This window comes from Serratia sp. YWN4, from assembly GCF_055790845.1.
Window position 1 is genome coordinate 141057 of record NZ_CM147696.1, and the last position, 17238, is coordinate 158294.

Sequence of the window (17238 nt, forward strand, 5' to 3'; positions counted from 1 at the left end):
TGACTCTTTAGGTCACATACGGCATTTTCTATCTAGACGTCTAAACGTATAGACGCTTACTAAAATAAAGCAAAACAGTGATCGATAAAAGGCGGACAGGGTATGAGTTTTTTTCACGCAAACCAGCGGGAAGCGCTGAATCAGAATCTGGCGGAGTTAAGCGGCCAGATTAATGTGTCGTTCGAGTTTTTCCCGCCGCGTACCAGCGAGATGGAAGACACCTTGTGGCAGTCGATCGATCGTCTGAGCAGCCTCAAACCCAAATTTGTCTCCGTGACCTACGGTGCCAACTCTGGCGAGCGCGATCGCACCCACAGCATCATCAAAGGCATCAAAGAGCGTACCGGCCTGGATGCCGCACCGCATCTGACCTGTATCGACGCCAGCCCGGCGCAGTTGCGGGATATTGCTGCCGATTACTGGAACAGCGGTATTCGCCATATCGTTGCCCTGCGCGGTGATTTGCCACCGGATAGCGGCAAGCCGGAAATGTATGCTGCCGATCTGGTCACGTTGCTGAAAGACGTCGGCGATTTCGATATCTCTGTGGCGGCCTATCCGGAAGTGCATCCGGAAGCGAAAAGCGCCCAGGCAGACTTGATCAACCTGAAGCGCAAAATTGATGCCGGTGCCAACCGGGCGATTACCCAGTTCTTCTTCGACGTGGAAAGTTACCTGCGTTTCCGCGATCGCTGTGTGGCGACCGGGATTGACGTGGAGATCGTGCCGGGAATTCTGCCGGTTTCCAACTTCAAGCAACTACAACGCTTTGCCACCATGACCAATGTGCGAGTACCAAGCTGGATGACCAGCATGTTTGCCGGGCTGGACGACGATGCGGAAACCCGCAAAATGGTCGGTGCCAATATCGCGATGGATATGGTGAAGATCCTCAGCCGCGAAGGGGTGAAGGATTTCCATTTCTATACGCTGAATCGTGCGGAAATGAGCTATGCCATTTGCCACACGTTAGGGGTTCGTCCGGCAATCGCCTGATTTATAGATTGTTATTGAAAGAAGCGCAGTGCGATCACTGCGCCAGATTGATGACAAAGTCCTGGCCGTGAGGCCAGGACTTTGATCTAATAAGGTCAGTGCAAAAAATGGACTGACTGCCATGCTCAAAACACCCTCTCCCCAGCAATATCAGTTTGAAACCATCACCCTGGATGAGTTGGTCCCCGAAGACCATCTGGTTCGCCAAATCGATGCCGCCATCGATTTTGAATTTATCCGCGACGCCGTTGCTCATCTCTATTGTCCTGATAACGGCAGACCCGCTATTGACCCCGTTCGCCTGATTAAAATGATGCTGCTGGGTTATCTCTTCGGTATCCCCAGTGAGCGCCGTCTGGTCAAGGAAATACAGGTCAATGTCGCTTATCGCTGGTTCCTGCGTATGGCCCTCACCGAAAAAGTCCCTGACGCCTCGACCCTGAGCCAGAACCGCCTCCGCCGCTTCAACCACAGCGACGTCTTCCAGCAGATTTTTGACCACATCGTGGAACAGGCTCTCAGCCGCGGCATGGCCAACGGGCGTGTTCTTTACACCGACAGTACCCACCTGAAAGCTGACGCCAACCCTCGCAAGGCAGTGAATGAAGAACGTCCGGTGGGCGTCAGTGAATATCTGGAGCAGCTTGATGCTGCCGTGGAGGCCGACAGGAGGAAGCACGAAAAAAAGCCGCTGCCCGCCGTAAAAAAGACGCCAGAAAGCGTCGCCGTTAAGAACACCAAAGTCAGCACCACCGACCCGGAAAGCGGCTTTATGCACCGGGATAACAAACCGAAGGGCTTCTTCTATCTGGACCACCGCACGGTGGACGGGAAGCACGGCATCATCCTGGATACGCATGTGACACCGGGCAATGTCCATGATAGCCAGCCCTTTATCGGGCGACTTGAGCGGCAGGTAGAGCGCTTCGGTCTGGAGCCAGTGGCGGTGGGTGTGGACGCGGGTTACTTCACCGCCGCGGTGTGCCATCTGACACAGGAAATGGGTATCGCGCTGGTTCCCGGCTATCGGCGGCCGCACAAAGGTCAGAATGAGTTCCAGAAAAAGCACTTCAGGTATGATGAGGCACGGGAAGTGTATGTGTGCCCGGCAGGCGAATTGCTGATATATAGCACGACAGACCGTAACGGTTATCAGCATTACCGTTCAGACCCGGCAGTGTGCCAGTGCTGTGAGCAGAGGCAGCAATGTACGCAGAACAGCAAGGCACAGAAAACGATAACGCGGCATGTGTGGGAAGAGGCGAAAGAGGAAGCCAACAGGTTACGGCTGACGAAATGGGGCAAGAAAATCTACGCGCGGCGCAAAGAGACAGTGGAGAGAAGCTTCGCGGATGCGAAACAGCACCATGGCCATCGGTATGCGCGGTTCCGTGGACTGTCAAAAGTGCAGATGCAGTGCCTGCTGGCGGCCACAGCGCAGAATATGAAAAAGATGGCGCTGCTGGCGCTTCTTTATTGTCTTTACCGGTGGTGGAAAGCGTCTTGGGAAGGCCAGAAAGGTGCCTTGGGCGAACAGAAGTCGCCAATGACGGGGTTATGGAAAAATATCGCGATCGCGACCTGCGGTCGCTAAAAAAGAAGAACCCCACCTGAAGAAGTGGGGTTAGTCAGCAGTCTGAGCGCAGTGCGATCACTGCGCTTTTTTTATGTGAGTTTTACCAATAAAAAAAGCACCGCAAATTGCAGTGCTTCTTATTTACCGGTGGAATAACTAGCCGGTATTACGCATCCCGGCGGCGACACCGGCAATGGTTACCATCAGCGCCTGTTCAACCCGCGCATCCGGCTGCTCCTGCTGGCGTGAACGGTGCAGCAATTCGGCCTGCAGAACGTTGAGCGGATCGGTATAAACGTTACGCAACGCGATGGATTCGGCGATCCACGGCAGATCTGCCATCAGGTTATCGTCGTTGGCGATGGTTAATACCACTTTGATATCGCTTTCCAACTGATCGCGCAGCTGCTTGCCCAACGGCCACAGCGATTTATCTACCAAGCGCTGATCGTAGTATTCCGCCAGCCACAGATCGGTTTTGGAAAACACCATTTCCAACATGGCGATACGGGTCGAGAAGAACGGCCAGTTGCGGCACATGGCTTCCAACTGATCTTGCTTACCCGCCTTCACCGCTTCCTGCAAACCTGCCCCCGCACCCAGCCAGGCCGGTAGCATCAAACGATTCTGCGTCCAGGCGAAGATCCACGGAATGGCACGCAGGCTCTCAACGCCACCGTTCGGGCGACGCTTGGCCGGGCGCGAACCCAGCGGCAGCTTGCCCAGTTCCTGCTCCGGCGTTGCAGCGCGGAAATAGGGCACGAAGTCTGGGTTTTCACGCACGTAACCGCGATACATTTTGCATGAGGTTTCGGACAGTTCATCCATCAGCGAGCGCCACTCTTTTTTCGGCTCTGGCGGTGGCAACAGGTTGGCTTCCAGCACCGCGCCGGTATACAGCGCCAGGCTGCTGATGGCGACTTCCGGCAGACCAAACTTGAAGCGGATCATCTCGCCCTGTTCGGTAACGCGCAGGCCGCCTTTCAGGCTGCCCGGCGGTTGTGACAGCAGAGCGGCATGGGCCGGTGCACCACCACGGCCGATCGAACCGCCACGACCATGAAACAGCGTCAGTGCCACACCGGCTTTTTCACAGGTTTTGATCAACGCATCTTGCGCACGGTACTGCGCCCAGGAGGCCGCCATCACGCCAGCGTCTTTCGCCGAGTCGGAATAGCCAATCATCACCATCTGTTTGCCTTGGATAAAGCCGCGATACCAGTCGATATTCAGCAACTGGGTCATCACGTCATCGGCATTGTTCAGGTCGTCGAGGGTTTCAAACAGCGGTGCTACCGGCAGTGGGAATGGGCAACCGGCTTCTTTCAGTAGCAAATGCACTGCCAGTACGTCAGACGGCGTGCGCGCCATGGAGATCACATAGGCGGCGATCGAACCCTGTGGTGCTTCCGCGACGACGCGGCAGGTTTCCAGCACTTCCTGCGTATCGGCGCTCGGATCCCACTTCAGTGGCACCAGCGGGCGCTTGGAGTTCAGTTCGCGGATCAGGAAGGCCTGTTTATCGGCCTCAGACCAGCTTTCGTAATCACCCAGCCCCAGATAGCGGGTCAGTTCGGCGATGGCTTCGGTATGGCGGGTGCTTTCCTGGCGCACGTCGATGCGCACTAGCGGCACGCCGAAACAGCGCACGCGGCGCAGAGTATCCAGCAGTTGGCCGTTGGCAATAATCCCCATGCCACAGGCCACCAGCGATTGATAACAGGCGTACAGCGGTTCCCACAGCTGCTCGTTGTTTACCAGCAGATCGTGCGGACGCAGCACGCGCTCACCTTTCAGCCGCCCTTCCAGATACGCCTGGGAGCTCATCAGTTGGCTGCGCAGGCGCTTCATCAACTCACGGTAGGGTTCCTGTACGTCGTCACCACCGGCCAGTTCACGCAGCTCTGGGGTACATTCGGTCATCGACAGCTCGGAGACCAGCACCTGAATATCGCGAGTGAACAGGTCACAGGCTTTCCAGCGGCTTAATAACAGCACGTGACGGGTGATTTCTGCCGTCACGTTCGGGTTGCCGTCGCGGTCGCCGCCCATCCAGGAGGTGAAGCGAATTGGCACGGCCTCTACCGGCAGGCGGTAATCGATTGAGTTTTCCAACTGCTCGTTAAATTCGCGCAGAAACGCTGGCACACCTTCCCACAGGCTGTTTTCTACTACCGCAAAGCCCCATTTGGCTTCGTCGACCGGCGATGGGCGGTTTTTGCGCATCTCGTCGGTATGCCAGGATTGCGCCACCAACTGGCGCAAACGGCGCATGATTTTATTGCGCTCGTAGTCGGCCAGATCGTTATGGTCGAGTTGGCTGAGGCAGGTATTTACCTCAACCAGTTTGTGGATCAGGGTACGGCGGGTGATTTCCGTCGGATGTGCGGTCAACACCAGCTCGATAGAGATTTCGTCTACCGCATTTTGCAGCTCTTTAGTGCTGAGCTGTTTGTCTTTCAGCCGGGTAAACAGCTGAGCCAAGGCTTCTGGATTGCTCGCCGCCTCGCCGTGTGGCGAGATGCTGTGATACTGCTCGGCCACGTTGGTCAGATTAAGGAACTGGCTGAACGCGCGCGCGACTGGCAGCAATTCGTCGTTGGACAGGTTTTGCAGCGTCGACAGCAGTTCCTTGCGGTGTGCTTCATTGCCAGCACGTGAAGATTTGGAAAGCTTACGGATAGTTTCAACGCGATCGAGAATATGCTCGCCCAGCGCGTCTTTGATGGTATCGCCGAGCAATTTGCCGAGCATACTGACATTACTTCGCATTGCCGAATATTGTTCGTTCATATAACCCCTGGCTCAATTCTCTGTATACCTCCATCACTCAAGTTGCCGTGTTGTTAACCACAACTTGAAATCTGTGGGTACCTGATTTTCATCTTGTAAGTAAATTTCACGTGTTAGGTAAAGACTGCCGGTTTTATCTCACCACGCTCCTGCCCAATCGTTAATTGACACTATTTTTAGCAAAAAAACATCAAAATCGGCGCATTTTGTGAAATTTAATTACGGGCCACTGGTTATCAGTCTGGCTTATCGGCTTAATTTTCTGCGCCTAACGGGTAGGGCGATGATCGTTCATCGCCCTGTTTTCTATTGCTGGCAGAAATGATCGACTAACTGCCCCAGCAACTGGCGGGTGGGTTCGATAAACGCCGTGTCGAGGTACTCATCCGGCTGATGCGCCTGATTGATCGAGCCTGGCCCCAGCACCAGCGTCGGGCACACTTCCTGCACGAACGGCGCTTCGGTGCAGTAGTTGACCACTTCAGTACGCGAACCGAGCAGTTTCTCAATCACCGCCACCATATGATGATCGGTTGGGCACTCGTAGCCAGGGATCGGCGCATGCAACTCATCAATCGACAAACGCCCAGGCCAGCGTTGGCTGACCGGGGCCAGCGCGTCGTGCAGCAGTTCGTTGATGTTATCCAGCGTCATGCCCGGCAGCGGACGGATATCCATATGCAGTTCACAACAGGCACAGATACGGTTGGCTGCATCTCCGCCGCTGATATGGCCGAAGTTCATGGTGGGATAAGGCACCGCAAACGCCGGGTTGTTGTAGCGTTCTTGCAACGTTTTGCGCAATTCCATCAAATGCCCGATGGATTCATGCATCAGATCGATAGCGTTGACGCCGCGTGCCGGATCGCTGGAATGGCCCGATTGGCCAACGATGCGGATGGCATTGGAGATATGGCCTTTGTGGGCGCGCACCGGTTGCAGCGACGTTGGTTCACCGATAATGGCAAAGTCCGGGCGGATTTTGGTGGAGGCGGCGAAATAGCGCGCTCCGGCCATGGTCGTTTCTTCGTCTGCGGTGGCCAGAATGTACAGCGGCTTGGTCAGCTTGGCGGCATCAATATCCCGTACCGCGTCCAGAATAAAGGCGAAGAAGCCTTTCATGTCGGCGGTGCCCAGCCCGTACAGTTTGTTGTCGTGCTCGGTCAGGGTGAACGGATCGCGCGTCCAGCGGCCTTCATCGTAAGGCACGGTGTCGGTATGGCCCGCCAGCAGCAGGCCGCCGCTGCCTGTGCCAATGCTGGCCAGCAGATTAAATTTGTTGCGCGTATCCGGTACGGGCTGCACGTCAACGCGGAAGCCTAAATCAGCGAACCAACCGGCCAGCATGTTGATTAATGTTTCATTACTCTGATCGAGGGCACCATCGGTGGCGCTGATCGACTTCGTTCTGATCAACGCCCGGTACAGCTCAATAAATGGGGGTAATTTCATCTTCACTGTTGACAGCCTTTGGTTAGGATAGTATCAATATTCATGCATTTATTCTGAATAAAAATACATTAAGCTGGAGCGTAAGGGAATACGAACCCTGGATGTTGATAAAAACATCAACGCTCGACCACGTGGGTGAACGGCGCAACAACGCGACCAAGCCCTGCTGACGGGGCGCAAGTGCCTCTACTTTAAGCCAAAAAGGTGAAAGGCCACATGTTGAATACGCTGATTGTTGGAGCCAGCGGTTACGCCGGAGCGGAGCTCACGGCTTATCTGAATCGCCACCCACACATGAACATAACCGCTTTAGCGGTTTCAGCGCAAAGTGCAGATGCAGGAAAATTACTTTCTGAGCTGCATCCGCAGTTAAAAGGCATCGTTGATCTGCCGTTGCAGCCGCTGGTGAACGTGGCGGAAGCGGCAAAAGGGATCGACGTGGTGTTCTTGGCAACGGCACACGAAGTCAGCCACGATATTGCCCCAGAGTTTTTAGCGGCAGGCTGCGTGGTGTTCGATCTCTCTGGTGCGTTCCGCGTGCAGGACACCGATTTTTATCGCCAATATTATGGCTTTGAACATCAGCATGCCGACTGGCTGGCCAAGGCGGTATACGGCCTGGCCGAATGGCAGAGCGAAAAAATCAAAGAAGCACAGCTGATCGCCGTACCGGGTTGCTACCCAACCGCGGCTCAGTTAACGCTGAAACCGCTGATCGACAAACAACTGCTGAATCTGGACCAATGGCCAGTAATCAACGCCGTCAGCGGTGTCAGCGGTGCCGGGCGTAAAGCCAGCGTCACCACCAGCTTCTGCGAAGTCAGCCTGCAACCCTACGGCTTGTTCAACCATCGTCACCATCCAGAAATCACCGCGCATTTGGGCATCCCGGTGATCTTTACGCCGCATCTGGGTAGCTTCCCGCGGGGTATTCTGGAAACCATCACCTGCCGCCTGAAAGCGGGCGTCACCGCGCAGGATGTGGCAGCGGCCTATCACGCGGCTTACGACGATAAACCGCTGGTGCGGTTGTACGACAAGGGTGTGCCAGCGCTGAAGTCGGTGGTGGGCCTGCCGTTCTGCGATATCGGTTTTGCCGTGCAGGGCGAGCATCTGATCGCCGTAGCGGCGGAAGATAACCTGTTGAAAGGCGCAGCCGCTCAGGCGGTGCAGTGCCTGAATATCCGTTTCGGGTTCCCGGAAACCCAATCATTAATTTAAATCAGCCTTGAGTAAACAGCGATGAACCCATTAATTATTAAACTCGGTGGCGTGTTACTGGACAGTGAAGAAGCGCTGGAGCGTTTGTTTACCGCGCTGGATATCTATCGCCAGGAACATCAGCGCCCGCTGGTGATCGTCCACGGTGGCGGTTGCGTAGTGGATGAACTGATGAAGCAGCTTTCTCTGCCAGTGGTGAAGAAGAACGGCCTGCGCGTAACGCCTGCCGATCAGATCGACATCATTACCGGCGCACTGGCCGGTACTGCCAACAAAACTCTGTTGGCGTGGGCGGTTAAACACAAGATCAGTGCGGTTGGGCTGAGCCTGGCCGACGGCGGCAGCGTTGCGGTAACGCAGCTCGATCCGGCGTTGGGCCACGTTGGCAATGCACAGCCGGGTTCGCCTGCGCTGCTCAATACGCTGCTGGCGGCTGGCTATCTGCCGGTGATCAGTTCCATCGGTATTACCGCCGAAGGCCAACTGATGAATGTGAATGCCGATCAGGCTGCTACGGCGCTGGCCGCAACCTTAGGTGCGGATTTGATCCTACTGTCGGATGTCAGTGGCATTCTCGACGGTAAAGGGCAGCGCATCGCGGAAATGACGGCGCAAAAAGCAGAACAACTGATTGCTCAGGGCATCATTACTGATGGTATGGTAGTGAAGGTGAATGCGGCACTGGATGCAGCGCGTACCCTTGGCCGCCCGGTGGATATCGCCAGCTGGCGCAATGCCGAAAAGCTTCCTGCTCTGTTTAATGGTGTGTCGATTGGCACCCGGATCCTCGCTTAAATTTAGAATTAAAAAGGAATAACACAATGCAAAACAAAGGCATCAAGAAAATCGTTCTGGCGTACTCTGGCGGCTTGGATACTTCGGCCATCATTCCATGGCTGAAAGAAAACTACGGCGGCTGCGAAGTGGTAGCTTTCGTGGCAGATATCGGCCAGGAGCGCAGCGATCTGGAAGGCGTTGAGCAAAAAGCTCTGCAATCCGGTGCCTCTGAGTGTCATGTGGTTGATCTGCGTGAAGAATTCATCCGTGACTATGTTTATCCGGTGCTGCAAACCGGTGCGCTGTATGAAGGCAGCTACCTGCTGGGCACCTCTATGGCGCGCCCGATCATCGCTAAAGCCCAGGTTGAGCTGGCGCTGAAAGTGGGTGCAGACGCGCTGTGCCACGGTGCGACCGGTAAAGGTAACGATCAGGTGCGTTTTGAAACCACCTATACCGCGCTGGCTCCACATCTGAAAGTGGTAGCGCCATGGCGTGAGTGGAACCTGCGTTCCCGCGAAGCGCTGCTGGATTACCTGAAAGAGCGTAATATCCCGACCACCGCATCGCTGGAAAAAATTTACAGCCGTGATGAAAACGCCTGGCATATTTCAACCGAAGGCGGTGTGCTGGAAAGCCCATGGAATGCGCCGAACAAAGATTGCTGGGTATGGACCGTAGACCCGTTAGAAGCGCCGGATCAGCCTGAACAAGTAACGGTGACCGTGGCGAAAGGCTGTGTGGTAGCGGTGAACGGCGAAGCGATGAGCCCGTACAAATGCCTGGAAACCCTGAACGTGCTGGGTGCCAAACATGGCGTTGGCCGTATCGACATCGTAGAAAACCGCCTGGTGGGTATCAAATCCCGCGGTTGCTACGAAACCCCAGGGGGCACCATCATGGTGGCTGCACTGCGTGGTGTCGAGCAACTGGTTCTGGATCGCGACAGCTTCAAATGGCGTGAGCAGTTGGGCCTGGAAATGTCTTACGTGGTATACGATGGCCGCTGGTTCGCGCCGCTGCGCCGTTCCATTCAGGCTTCGGCCCAAGCGTTGGCAGAAGAAGTTAATGGCGAAGTGGTACTGCAACTGTATAAAGGCCAGGTGACGGCGATTCAGAAAAAATCCGCCAACAGCCTGTACTCCGAAGAGTTTGCGACCTTCGGCGAAGACGAAGTTTACGATCACAGCCATGCAGGCGGCTTTATCCGCTTGTTCTCGCTCTCTTCCCGTATTCGTGCGTTGAACGAGAAGAAAAAGTAACCCTAGTTTAGCGTCAATTTGAGGGGCGCAGCATGCTGCGCCCTTTCGCATACTTATTCAGGAGCAAGATTATGGCACTTTGGGGCGGACGCTTCAGTCAGGCAGCGGATCAGCGGTTCAAACAATTAAACGATTCTCTGCGCTTCGATTATCGCCTGGCGGAACAGGACATTGTTGGCTCCGTCGCCTGGTCAAAAGCGCTGGTGACCGTGAATGTGCTGACGGCGGCGGAGCAACAGCAGCTTGAGCAGGCGCTGAATGCGTTGCTGGTAGAAGTGCAGGCCGATCCGTTGGCGATCATCAAAAGCGATGCGGAAGATATTCACAGTTGGGTAGAGCAGAAGCTGATCGATAAAGTCGGCGATCTGGGTAAAAAGCTGCATACCGGCCGCAGCCGTAACGATCAGGTGGCTACCGATCTGAAACTGTGGTGCAAACATCAGGTCAGCGAACTGCATCAGGCGATCGTTCAACTGCAACAAGCGTTGGTAGAAACCGCCGAGGCTAATCAGGATGCGGTGATGCCGGGGTATACCCACTTGCAGCGTGCGCAGCCGATCACTTTTGCTCACTGGTGTTTAGCCTATGTGGAGATGCTGGCGCGGGATGAAAGCCGCCTGCAAGATACCTTGAAGCGCCTGGATATCAGCCCGCTGGGCAGCGGTGCGCTGGCGGGGACGGCTTATCCGATCGATCGTGAGCAACTGGCCGGCTGGTTAGGCTTTGCCTCTGCGACCCGTAATAGCTTGGATAGCGTTTCCGATCGTGACCACGTGCTGGAACTGCTGTCCAACGCCTCCATCAGCATGGTGCATTTATCGCGCTTTGCCGAAGACCTGATCTTCTTCAACAGCGGCGAAGCGGCATTTGTTGAGCTTTCCGATCGCGTGACTTCAGGTTCATCCCTGATGCCGCAGAAGAAAAACCCGGATGCGCTGGAACTGATCCGTGGCAAATGTGGGCGCGTACAGGGTGCGCTGACCGGCATGATGATGACCTTGAAAGGGCTGCCACTGGCGTACAATAAAGACATGCAGGAAGACAAAGAAGGGCTGTTTGATGCGCTCGACACCTGGATGGATTGCTTGCAGATGGCAGCGCTGGTGCTGGACGGTATTCAGGTAAAACGCCCACGCTGCCAGGAAGCGGCACAACAGGGTTATGCCAACTCCACCGAATTGGCCGATTATCTGGTGGCCAAAGGCGTGCCGTTCCGTGAAGCGCACCACATTGTGGGCGAAGCGGTGGTTGAGGCGATTCGTCAGGGCAAACCGCTGGAAGATCTGCCACTGGCAGACCTACAGAAATTTAATTCTGTGATTGGCAGCGATGTGTATCCGGTTCTGGCGCTGCAATCCTGTTTGGACAAGCGTGCGGCCAAGGGCGGTGTTTCGCCGCAGCAGGTCGCGAGTGCGATTTCTGAGGCGAAGAAACGGTTGGCGTGATGAGCTTAATAGGGCCGAGCCTGCTCGGCCCTGACTGAAACCGTATTACTACCCTGCCAGCCGGGCACACAGGTAACGGTTCAGGCTGACACCTTCTTCCATGGCATTGATCGTCAAGCGTCGATGCTGCTCTGGTGTCAGGCGTAATACCAATTTCCCACTGAAATTCTTCTCCGCCAGCGCTTCCGGTGGGGTTTCGCCGTTGGCGATCATATCTGCCACCACCTGCGCTACCAGTTGTTCAATACCATCCAGCGCACCGGTGCGGGTTGGAGCCAGCCAGGACAGCGAAGGGAATTCTGTACATAGCCCAACGTATTCGCCGTCTTCTGCTGACCAAGTGATCCGGTAAGTGTAATGCTCATGCATTGCCATTTTCTTCCTCCAATCTGACCAGTGCCGCTATCACCTGCCTGACTTGATAAACCTTTGCCATACCGCTGTCTGCACGTTGGATGTTAACTCGCGGATCCCCCGGCCATGGCATGCTGTAAGCTTTGTGACTACCACTACTCATCCGTGGGGTGCCAAACCAACGGTTACAGATTTTTGCCAGTTCATGAAATTTGATATTGGTCTGCCGTTGGCGAAGACTGGCTATGACATCGCTGAGTTCTTTCATCCGTGCGCTCTCAATATAGTATCATTAATAGTATCATTCAAGATATCTACGGATAAAAATGACGGCAGAAGAAGGTTTCGGCAACCAGGGGATTATCAATCTGGAGTGTATTACGCAAAAACCGGGCGCAGTGGCCCGGTCTGGGGGTTTGCAGAGATGAATATTTATTCACCTGGGCAACGTTGGCAGCGCTCTGCTTCGGTTTCACCCAATTTCAGTTTGGCTTGCAGATCACGCAGTGCGGTACGTAGGCCTTCTTCAATCACCGGATGGTAGAACGGCATATCCAACATCTGGTTAATAGTCATCTGCTGCTGATGTGCCCAGGCCAGCAGGTGAGCGATATGTTCCACGTCCGGGCCGATCATCTCGGCACCTAAAAAGCGCCCAGTACCTTGTTCACCATAGACGTGCAGAATACCTTTGTTACGCAGCATTACGCGGGAACGGCCTTGATTTTCGAATGACACTTCACCCACTTCAAAGCAGCCACAGGCGCTGAATTTCTGGCTCAGTTCGCGGGAGGTCGAACCGACCATGGCGATTTGCGGATCGGAAAATACCACGGAAATCGCGCTACGGCGCAGGCCTGGGTTAACTTCCGGGTAGCTACCGGCATTTTGCCCGGCAATACGTGCCTGATCGCTGGCTTCGTGCAGTAGCGGCAACTGGTTGCTGGCATCCCCGGCGATAAAAATATGTGGCACGCTGGTTTGCATGGTCAGGCGATTGGCCTGTGGCACGCCTTTGGCATCAAGCTCCAGGCGGGTATTTTCCAGACCGAGGTTGTCCACATTCGGGCGACGACCAGTGGCGGCCAGCACGTAGTCCACTAGTATTTCCTGCGTCTGGCCGTGTTTATCCTGGTAGCGGATAAACACTTTTTCGCCTTCGCGCTGCATGAGGTCTACCTTCACGTCGGGCTCGAGATAGAATTCTTCCCCCAGCGTTTTAGCAGCATATTCACGCACGATGCTGTCAGTTAGCGGGCCAACACCCCCACCAACGCCAAACACGTTGGTTTTTACCCCGAGGCGATGCAGCGCCTGGCCCAGTTCCAACCCGATGACGCCCGGCCCGAACACGGCGACCGACTGCGGTAAATCATCCCAGTTGAATACGTCGTCATTGACGATCAGGCGATCGCCCAACTCGTTCCACGGCGCAGGCCAGCTTGGGCGTGAACCGGTCGCGATCACGATACGCTGTGCCACAATACGCGTATGTTCATCTACCTGCAGGGTATTGTCGTCGATAAAGCGGGCATAACCCTGAATTTTGTCGGCTGCCGGGATACTGTCGACGCCTTCCAGCACAAAACCGACAAAGCGATCGCGTTCACGTTTGATGCGATCCATCACTTCGCGGCCATTGATGGTGGTTTTGCCCGCAGGATGTACGCCAAAACCCGGTGCGCGTTCAATCTGATGCACCGCTTCTGCCGCAGCAATCAAGAGTTTGGAGGGCATGCAGCCAACGCGTGCGCAGGTGGTGCCGTAAGGCCCACCTTCAATCATCACCACATTAGGGGTAGAGAGTTTGGCTGCGCGATAGGCACCCAATCCGGCTGTGCCACCGCCGATCACTGCCACATCAACATTCAACTGTTTCATATCCACTCCTGAATACCCTGATTTTTCAAAGTCATCTGGTATAAAAAAGGGCGAGCCAGTGCCCGCCAAAAGTTCACGTGTTTTTCAAACGGCACATTGTTGAGTATCGAATGAAACCCGTCGGGTATTTTTTCTTATTAGGCTGACAGGAAAGCTTCCAGATCGTCGCTGCCACCGATATGGCGACCGCCGATAAATACCTGTGGCACGGTTGCGCGGCCGCTAACAGCGCGCAGGCTGACGGTGGTGGCATCTTGGCCCAAGACGATCTCTTCGTACTGCATACCGCGTTCTTGCAGCATTTGCTTGGCTTTGGCGCAGAATGGACAGCCCGGCTTGGTAAACAGGGAAACGGATTCCTGCACTTTGAACTCTGGAGCCAGGTATTTCAGCAGGGTGTCAGCGTCAGAGACCTCAAACGGGTCGCCTGGCTTGTTGGGTTCGACGAACATTTTTTCCACTACTCCATTGCGCACCAGCATGGAGTAACGCCATGAACGTGGGCCAAAGCCCAGATCGGCTTTCTCAACCAGCATGTTCATCCCTTTGGTGAATTCGCCGTTGCCGTCTGGCACAAAGGTAATGTTTTCTGCGTGCTGGTCTGCCTTCCAAGCGTTCATCACGAAGGTATCGTTGACCGAAACGCACAGAATGCTGTCAACGCCGTGCTGCTTGAACACGCCGGACAGCTCGTTATAGCGCGGCAGATGGCTGGAGGAGCAGGTTGGGGTGAATGCGCCTGGCAGAGAAAACAGGATCACGGTTTTGTCTTTAAACAGGTCATCAGTGGTGATATCAATCCATTGGTCGCCTTGGCGGGTGTGGAAAGTAACCTGAGGGACTTTTTTGCCTTCTTGACTGGTAAACATGGATTAACCCCTTAATTAGAAAATAATTTTTTTTGCTTTTCACGCGGTATCGCTTCGTTGGGGGACATTATTCATGCTTGTGCTTGATAGTTCTAATCACTCATTGCTATCTTATCTATCGCCATGAGCTATCATGGCTAGGAGGTAAATAATGAATATTCGTGATTTAGAGTACCTGGTTGCTTTGGCTGAGCACCGCCATTTCCGGCGTGCTGCCGATTCATGCCACGTCAGCCAGCCCACGTTGAGCGGGCAGATCCGCAAGCTGGAAGATGAACTCGGTGTGATGCTGCTCGAACGCACCAGCCGTAAAGTGTTATTCACTCAGGCGGGCTTATTGCTGGTGGAGCAGGCGCGTACCGTGCTGCGCGAAGTCAAGGTTCTGAGAGAAATGGCCAGCCAGCAGGGTGAAGCCATGTCCGGGCCGCTGCATATCGGCCTGATCCCCACCGTGGGGCCTTATCTGCTGCCGCAGATTATCCCAACGCTGCATAAAACCTTTCCCAAGCTGGAAATGTACCTGCATGAAGCGCAAACCCATCAACTGCTGGCACAGCTCGACAGCGGCAAGCTGGACTGCGCGATTCTGGCGTTGGTGAAAGAAACCGAAGCCTTCATCGAAGTGCCGTTATTTGACGAGTCGATGAAACTGGCGGTGTATTCCGATCACCCTTGGGCGCGGCGTGAGCGCGTGGCGATGCCGGATTTAGCCGGGGAAAAACTGCTGATGCTGGAAGATGGCCACTGCCTGCGCGATCAGGCGTTGGGTTTCTGCTTCCAGGCCGGTGCGGATGAAGATACCCACTTCCGCGCCACCAGTTTGGAAACGCTGCGCAATATGGTAGCGGCGGGCAGCGGAATTACGCTGTTGCCAGCGCTGGCGGTGCCCAATGAGCGCGAGCGCGATGGCGTTTGCTATCTGGATTGTTACAAGCCGGAACCGAAGCGCACCATTGCGTTGGTGTATCGCCCCGGTTCCCCGCTGCGTGGCCGTTATGAGCAGTTAGCCGAAGCGATCCGCGAACACATGCAGAATTACCTCGGCGCAGCCTTAAAACAGGCGGTTTAAACCGTTCAGCGCGGCAACACGATAAGCTTCGGCCATGGTCGGATAGTTGAAGGTGGTATTAACGAAATACTCGATAGTATTACCTTCACCTTTCTGTTCCATGATCGCCTGGCCGATGTGAATGATCTCTGCCGCACGCTCACCGAAGCAGTGGATCCCCAGGATCTGCAGAGTGTCGCGGTGGAACAGGATCTTCAGGCTGCCGACGCTCATCCCGGCGATTTGCGCCCGAGCCAAATGTTTGAACTGGGCGCGGCCTACCTCATACGGCACCTTCATGGCGGTCAACTCCTGCTCGGTTTTACCGACGGAGCTGATTTCCGGAATGGTGTAAATGCCGGTTGGGATATCTTCGATCAGGTGCCCGCTGGCGGCACCGGAGGAAATCGCCTGCGCGGCGATGCGGCCTTGATCGTAGGCGGCCGAAGCCAGGCTCGGATAGCCAATCACGTCACCCACGGCGTAAATATGGGCCACCGCCGTCTGATACATGCTGTTGACCTTCAGCAGGCCACGGCTGTCAGACTCCAGGCCGACATTCTCCAGCCCCAGCGAATCGGTATTGCCGGTGCGGCCGTTGGCGTACAGCAGGCAGTCGGCCTTCACTTTTTTGCCCGACTTCAAGTGCACAATCACGCCATCTTCCGTGCCTTCGATCTTCTCGAACTCTTCGTTGTGGCGAATCACCACGCCGTTATTCCAGAAGTGATAAGACAGCGAATCCGACATTTCCTGATCGAGAAACGCCAGCAGACGATCGCGCGTGTTGATTAAATCCACTTTTACGTTTAAACCGCGGAAGATCGACGCATATTCGCAGCCAATCACCCCAGCACCGTAGATAATCACGTGGCGTGGTTCGTGGTTCAGCTCGAGAATGGAATCGCTGTCGTAAATGCGTGGATGTTTAAAATCAACGCTGGCCGGATGGTAAGGGCGTGAACCGCAGGCGATCACGATATTGTCGGCGCGAATGGTGTCCTGAGTGCCGTCTTTATAGCGAACGCTGACGGTATTGGCGTCGATAAAGCGGGCATCACCGGCAAACAGCTTGCACTGGTTGCGCTCATAAAACCCTTGGCGCATGCGAGTTTGCTGGTTAATAACGCTGTCGGCGTGGCGTAAAATGTCAGGGAAAGTGGCACTGAGGGTGCGGGAGTTATTGTAAAGCGGGTTCTGGTTGAATTCGATGATGCGGCTGACCGCGTGGCGGAGGGCTTTTGAGGGGATAGTGCCCCAGTGAGTGCAGCCGCCGCCCACGTTGTTGTACCGTTCAATCACGGCCACGCGGGCACCTTGTTTCACCAGCCCCATAGCGGCGCCTTCACCACCAGGGCCCGAGCCAATAACAATGGCGTCAAATTGATAGTGCTGTTGCATGTAGGAGAGACCTGTTCTTATACAAGATTACAACGGTATCTTAACATCATAGCGCTGTGTGCCCAATGACCAGTAGCCTTTTCAAGACAGTTTCTTGTACCGGCGGCTATCAACTGCGCGTTATGACCGGTATTTTCCAGACCCCAGTTTAAGATTATTGTGG

14 protein-coding genes are annotated in these 17238 nt (G+C 55.0%); 7 read left to right on the forward strand and 7 right to left on the reverse strand.

All coding sequences use genetic code 11. The annotated features are described in order from the left end of the window. Positions 1-102: 102 nt before the first annotated feature. On the forward strand, positions 103-996 hold the full coding sequence (gene metF / locus ACX9GT_RS00665) for a methylenetetrahydrofolate reductase (RefSeq protein WP_473189376.1): 894 nt from the start codon (positions 103-105) through the stop codon (positions 994-996). Between the two features lie 121 nt (positions 997-1117). Beyond that, positions 1118-2590 (forward strand): IS1182 family transposase, encoded by a 1473-nt coding sequence (locus tag ACX9GT_RS00670; RefSeq protein ID WP_473189377.1) that lies wholly within the window; start codon positions 1118-1120, stop codon positions 2588-2590. 138 nt (positions 2591-2728) lie between these two features. On the opposite strand, the gene ppc is transcribed toward ACX9GT_RS00670, so the two are convergent. Together ppc and argE are read right to left on the reverse strand one after the other, a co-directional pair. Next, positions 2729-5365 carry a phosphoenolpyruvate carboxylase gene (gene ppc, locus ACX9GT_RS00675; RefSeq protein WP_473189378.1) on the reverse strand — a complete coding sequence of 879 codons (2637 nt, stop codon included), beginning with the start codon at positions 5363-5365 and terminating at the stop codon, positions 2729-2731. A 306-nt stretch (positions 5366-5671) separates the two neighbouring features. Further along, positions 5672-6817, reverse strand: a complete 1146-nt coding sequence (gene argE / locus ACX9GT_RS00680) for an acetylornithine deacetylase (RefSeq protein WP_473189379.1) — start codon at positions 6815-6817, stop codon at positions 5672-5674. A gap of 216 nt (positions 6818-7033) precedes the next feature. Here argE and argC point away from each other — a divergent pair, with 216 nt between their 5' ends. The 4 genes from argC to argH all read left to right on the forward strand — a co-directional run bounded on the left by argC (position 7034) and on the right by argH (position 11522). After that, complete coding sequence (argC, locus tag ACX9GT_RS00685; RefSeq protein ID WP_473189380.1) at positions 7034-8038, forward strand: N-acetyl-gamma-glutamyl-phosphate reductase; 1005 nt, start codon at positions 7034-7036, stop codon at positions 8036-8038. A gap of 21 nt (positions 8039-8059) precedes the next feature. Continuing rightward, positions 8060-8833, forward strand: a complete 774-nt coding sequence (gene argB, locus ACX9GT_RS00690) for an acetylglutamate kinase (protein ID WP_459400528.1) — start codon at positions 8060-8062, stop codon at positions 8831-8833. A 26-nt stretch (positions 8834-8859) separates the two neighbouring features. Beyond that, positions 8860-10077 (forward strand): argininosuccinate synthase, encoded by a 1218-nt coding sequence (locus ACX9GT_RS00695; protein WP_473189381.1) that lies wholly within the window; start codon positions 8860-8862, stop codon positions 10075-10077. 71 nt (positions 10078-10148) lie between these two features. Further along, complete coding sequence (argH, locus tag ACX9GT_RS00700) at positions 10149-11522, forward strand: argininosuccinate lyase (protein WP_473189382.1); 1374 nt, start codon at positions 10149-10151, stop codon at positions 11520-11522. Between the two features lie 48 nt (positions 11523-11570). On the opposite strand, the gene ACX9GT_RS00705 is transcribed toward argH, so the two are convergent. The 4 genes from ACX9GT_RS00705 to ACX9GT_RS00720 form a co-directional block, all read right to left on the reverse strand. Next, positions 11571-11897: a type II toxin-antitoxin system HicB family antitoxin gene (locus ACX9GT_RS00705; RefSeq protein ID WP_473189383.1), complete on the reverse strand. Its 327-nt coding sequence runs from the start codon at positions 11895-11897 to the stop codon at positions 11571-11573. Next, positions 11884-12144 (reverse strand): toxin HicA, encoded by a 261-nt coding sequence (locus ACX9GT_RS00710; RefSeq protein WP_473189384.1) that lies wholly within the window; start codon positions 12142-12144, stop codon positions 11884-11886. The genes ACX9GT_RS00705 and ACX9GT_RS00710 overlap by 14 nt, the downstream gene beginning before the upstream one ends. Before the next feature lie 164 nt (positions 12145-12308). Beyond that, the gene (locus ACX9GT_RS00715) at positions 12309-13757 is read right to left on the reverse strand and encodes a dihydrolipoyl dehydrogenase (protein WP_473189385.1); all 1449 of its coding nucleotides are present in this window, start codon (positions 13755-13757) and stop codon (positions 12309-12311) included. Between the two features lie 137 nt (positions 13758-13894). Further along, on the reverse strand, positions 13895-14626 hold the full coding sequence (locus ACX9GT_RS00720; RefSeq protein ID WP_473189386.1) for a glutathione peroxidase: 732 nt from the start codon (positions 14624-14626) through the stop codon (positions 13895-13897). A gap of 151 nt (positions 14627-14777) precedes the next feature. Here ACX9GT_RS00720 and oxyR point away from each other — a divergent pair, with 151 nt between their 5' ends. Then, the gene (oxyR, locus tag ACX9GT_RS00725; RefSeq protein WP_473189387.1) at positions 14778-15695 is read left to right on the forward strand and encodes a DNA-binding transcriptional regulator OxyR; all 918 of its coding nucleotides are present in this window, start codon (positions 14778-14780) and stop codon (positions 15693-15695) included. Here the strand turns inward: oxyR and sthA are convergent. Continuing rightward, positions 15678-17075 carry a Si-specific NAD(P)(+) transhydrogenase gene (gene sthA, locus ACX9GT_RS00730; RefSeq protein ID WP_473189388.1) on the reverse strand — a complete coding sequence of 466 codons (1398 nt, stop codon included), beginning with the start codon at positions 17073-17075 and terminating at the stop codon, positions 15678-15680. The genes oxyR and sthA overlap by 18 nt on opposite strands. Positions 17076-17238 lie beyond the last annotated feature (163 nt).

Bases quoted from the DNA above. Each gene is read 5' to 3' on its own strand.
- metF (WP_473189376.1), top strand. From the start codon at position 103: ATGAGTTTTTTTCACGCAAACCAGCGGGAAGCGCTGAATCAGAATCTG.
- ACX9GT_RS00670 (WP_473189377.1), top strand. From the start codon at position 1,118: ATGCTCAAAACACCCTCTCCCCAGCAATATCAGTTTGAAACCATCACC.
- ppc (WP_473189378.1), bottom strand. From the start codon at position 5,365: ATGAACGAACAATATTCGGCAATGCGAAGTAATGTCAGTATGCTCGGC.
- argE (WP_473189379.1), bottom strand. From the start codon at position 6,817: ATGAAATTACCCCCATTTATTGAGCTGTACCGGGCGTTGATCAGAACG.
- argC (WP_473189380.1), top strand. From the start codon at position 7,034: ATGTTGAATACGCTGATTGTTGGAGCCAGCGGTTACGCCGGAGCGGAG.
- argB (WP_459400528.1), top strand. From the start codon at position 8,060: ATGAACCCATTAATTATTAAACTCGGTGGCGTGTTACTGGACAGTGAA.
- ACX9GT_RS00695 (WP_473189381.1), top strand. From the start codon at position 8,860: ATGCAAAACAAAGGCATCAAGAAAATCGTTCTGGCGTACTCTGGCGGC.
- argH (WP_473189382.1), top strand. From the start codon at position 10,149: ATGGCACTTTGGGGCGGACGCTTCAGTCAGGCAGCGGATCAGCGGTTC.
- ACX9GT_RS00705 (WP_473189383.1), bottom strand. From the start codon at position 11,897: ATGGCAATGCATGAGCATTACACTTACCGGATCACTTGGTCAGCAGAA.
- ACX9GT_RS00710 (WP_473189384.1), bottom strand. From the start codon at position 12,144: ATGAAAGAACTCAGCGATGTCATAGCCAGTCTTCGCCAACGGCAGACC.
- ACX9GT_RS00715 (WP_473189385.1), bottom strand. From the start codon at position 13,757: ATGAAACAGTTGAATGTTGATGTGGCAGTGATCGGCGGTGGCACAGCC.
- ACX9GT_RS00720 (WP_473189386.1), bottom strand. From the start codon at position 14,626: ATGTTTACCAGTCAAGAAGGCAAAAAAGTCCCTCAGGTTACTTTCCAC.
- oxyR (WP_473189387.1), top strand. From the start codon at position 14,778: ATGAATATTCGTGATTTAGAGTACCTGGTTGCTTTGGCTGAGCACCGC.
- sthA (WP_473189388.1), bottom strand. From the start codon at position 17,075: ATGCAACAGCACTATCAATTTGACGCCATTGTTATTGGCTCGGGCCCT.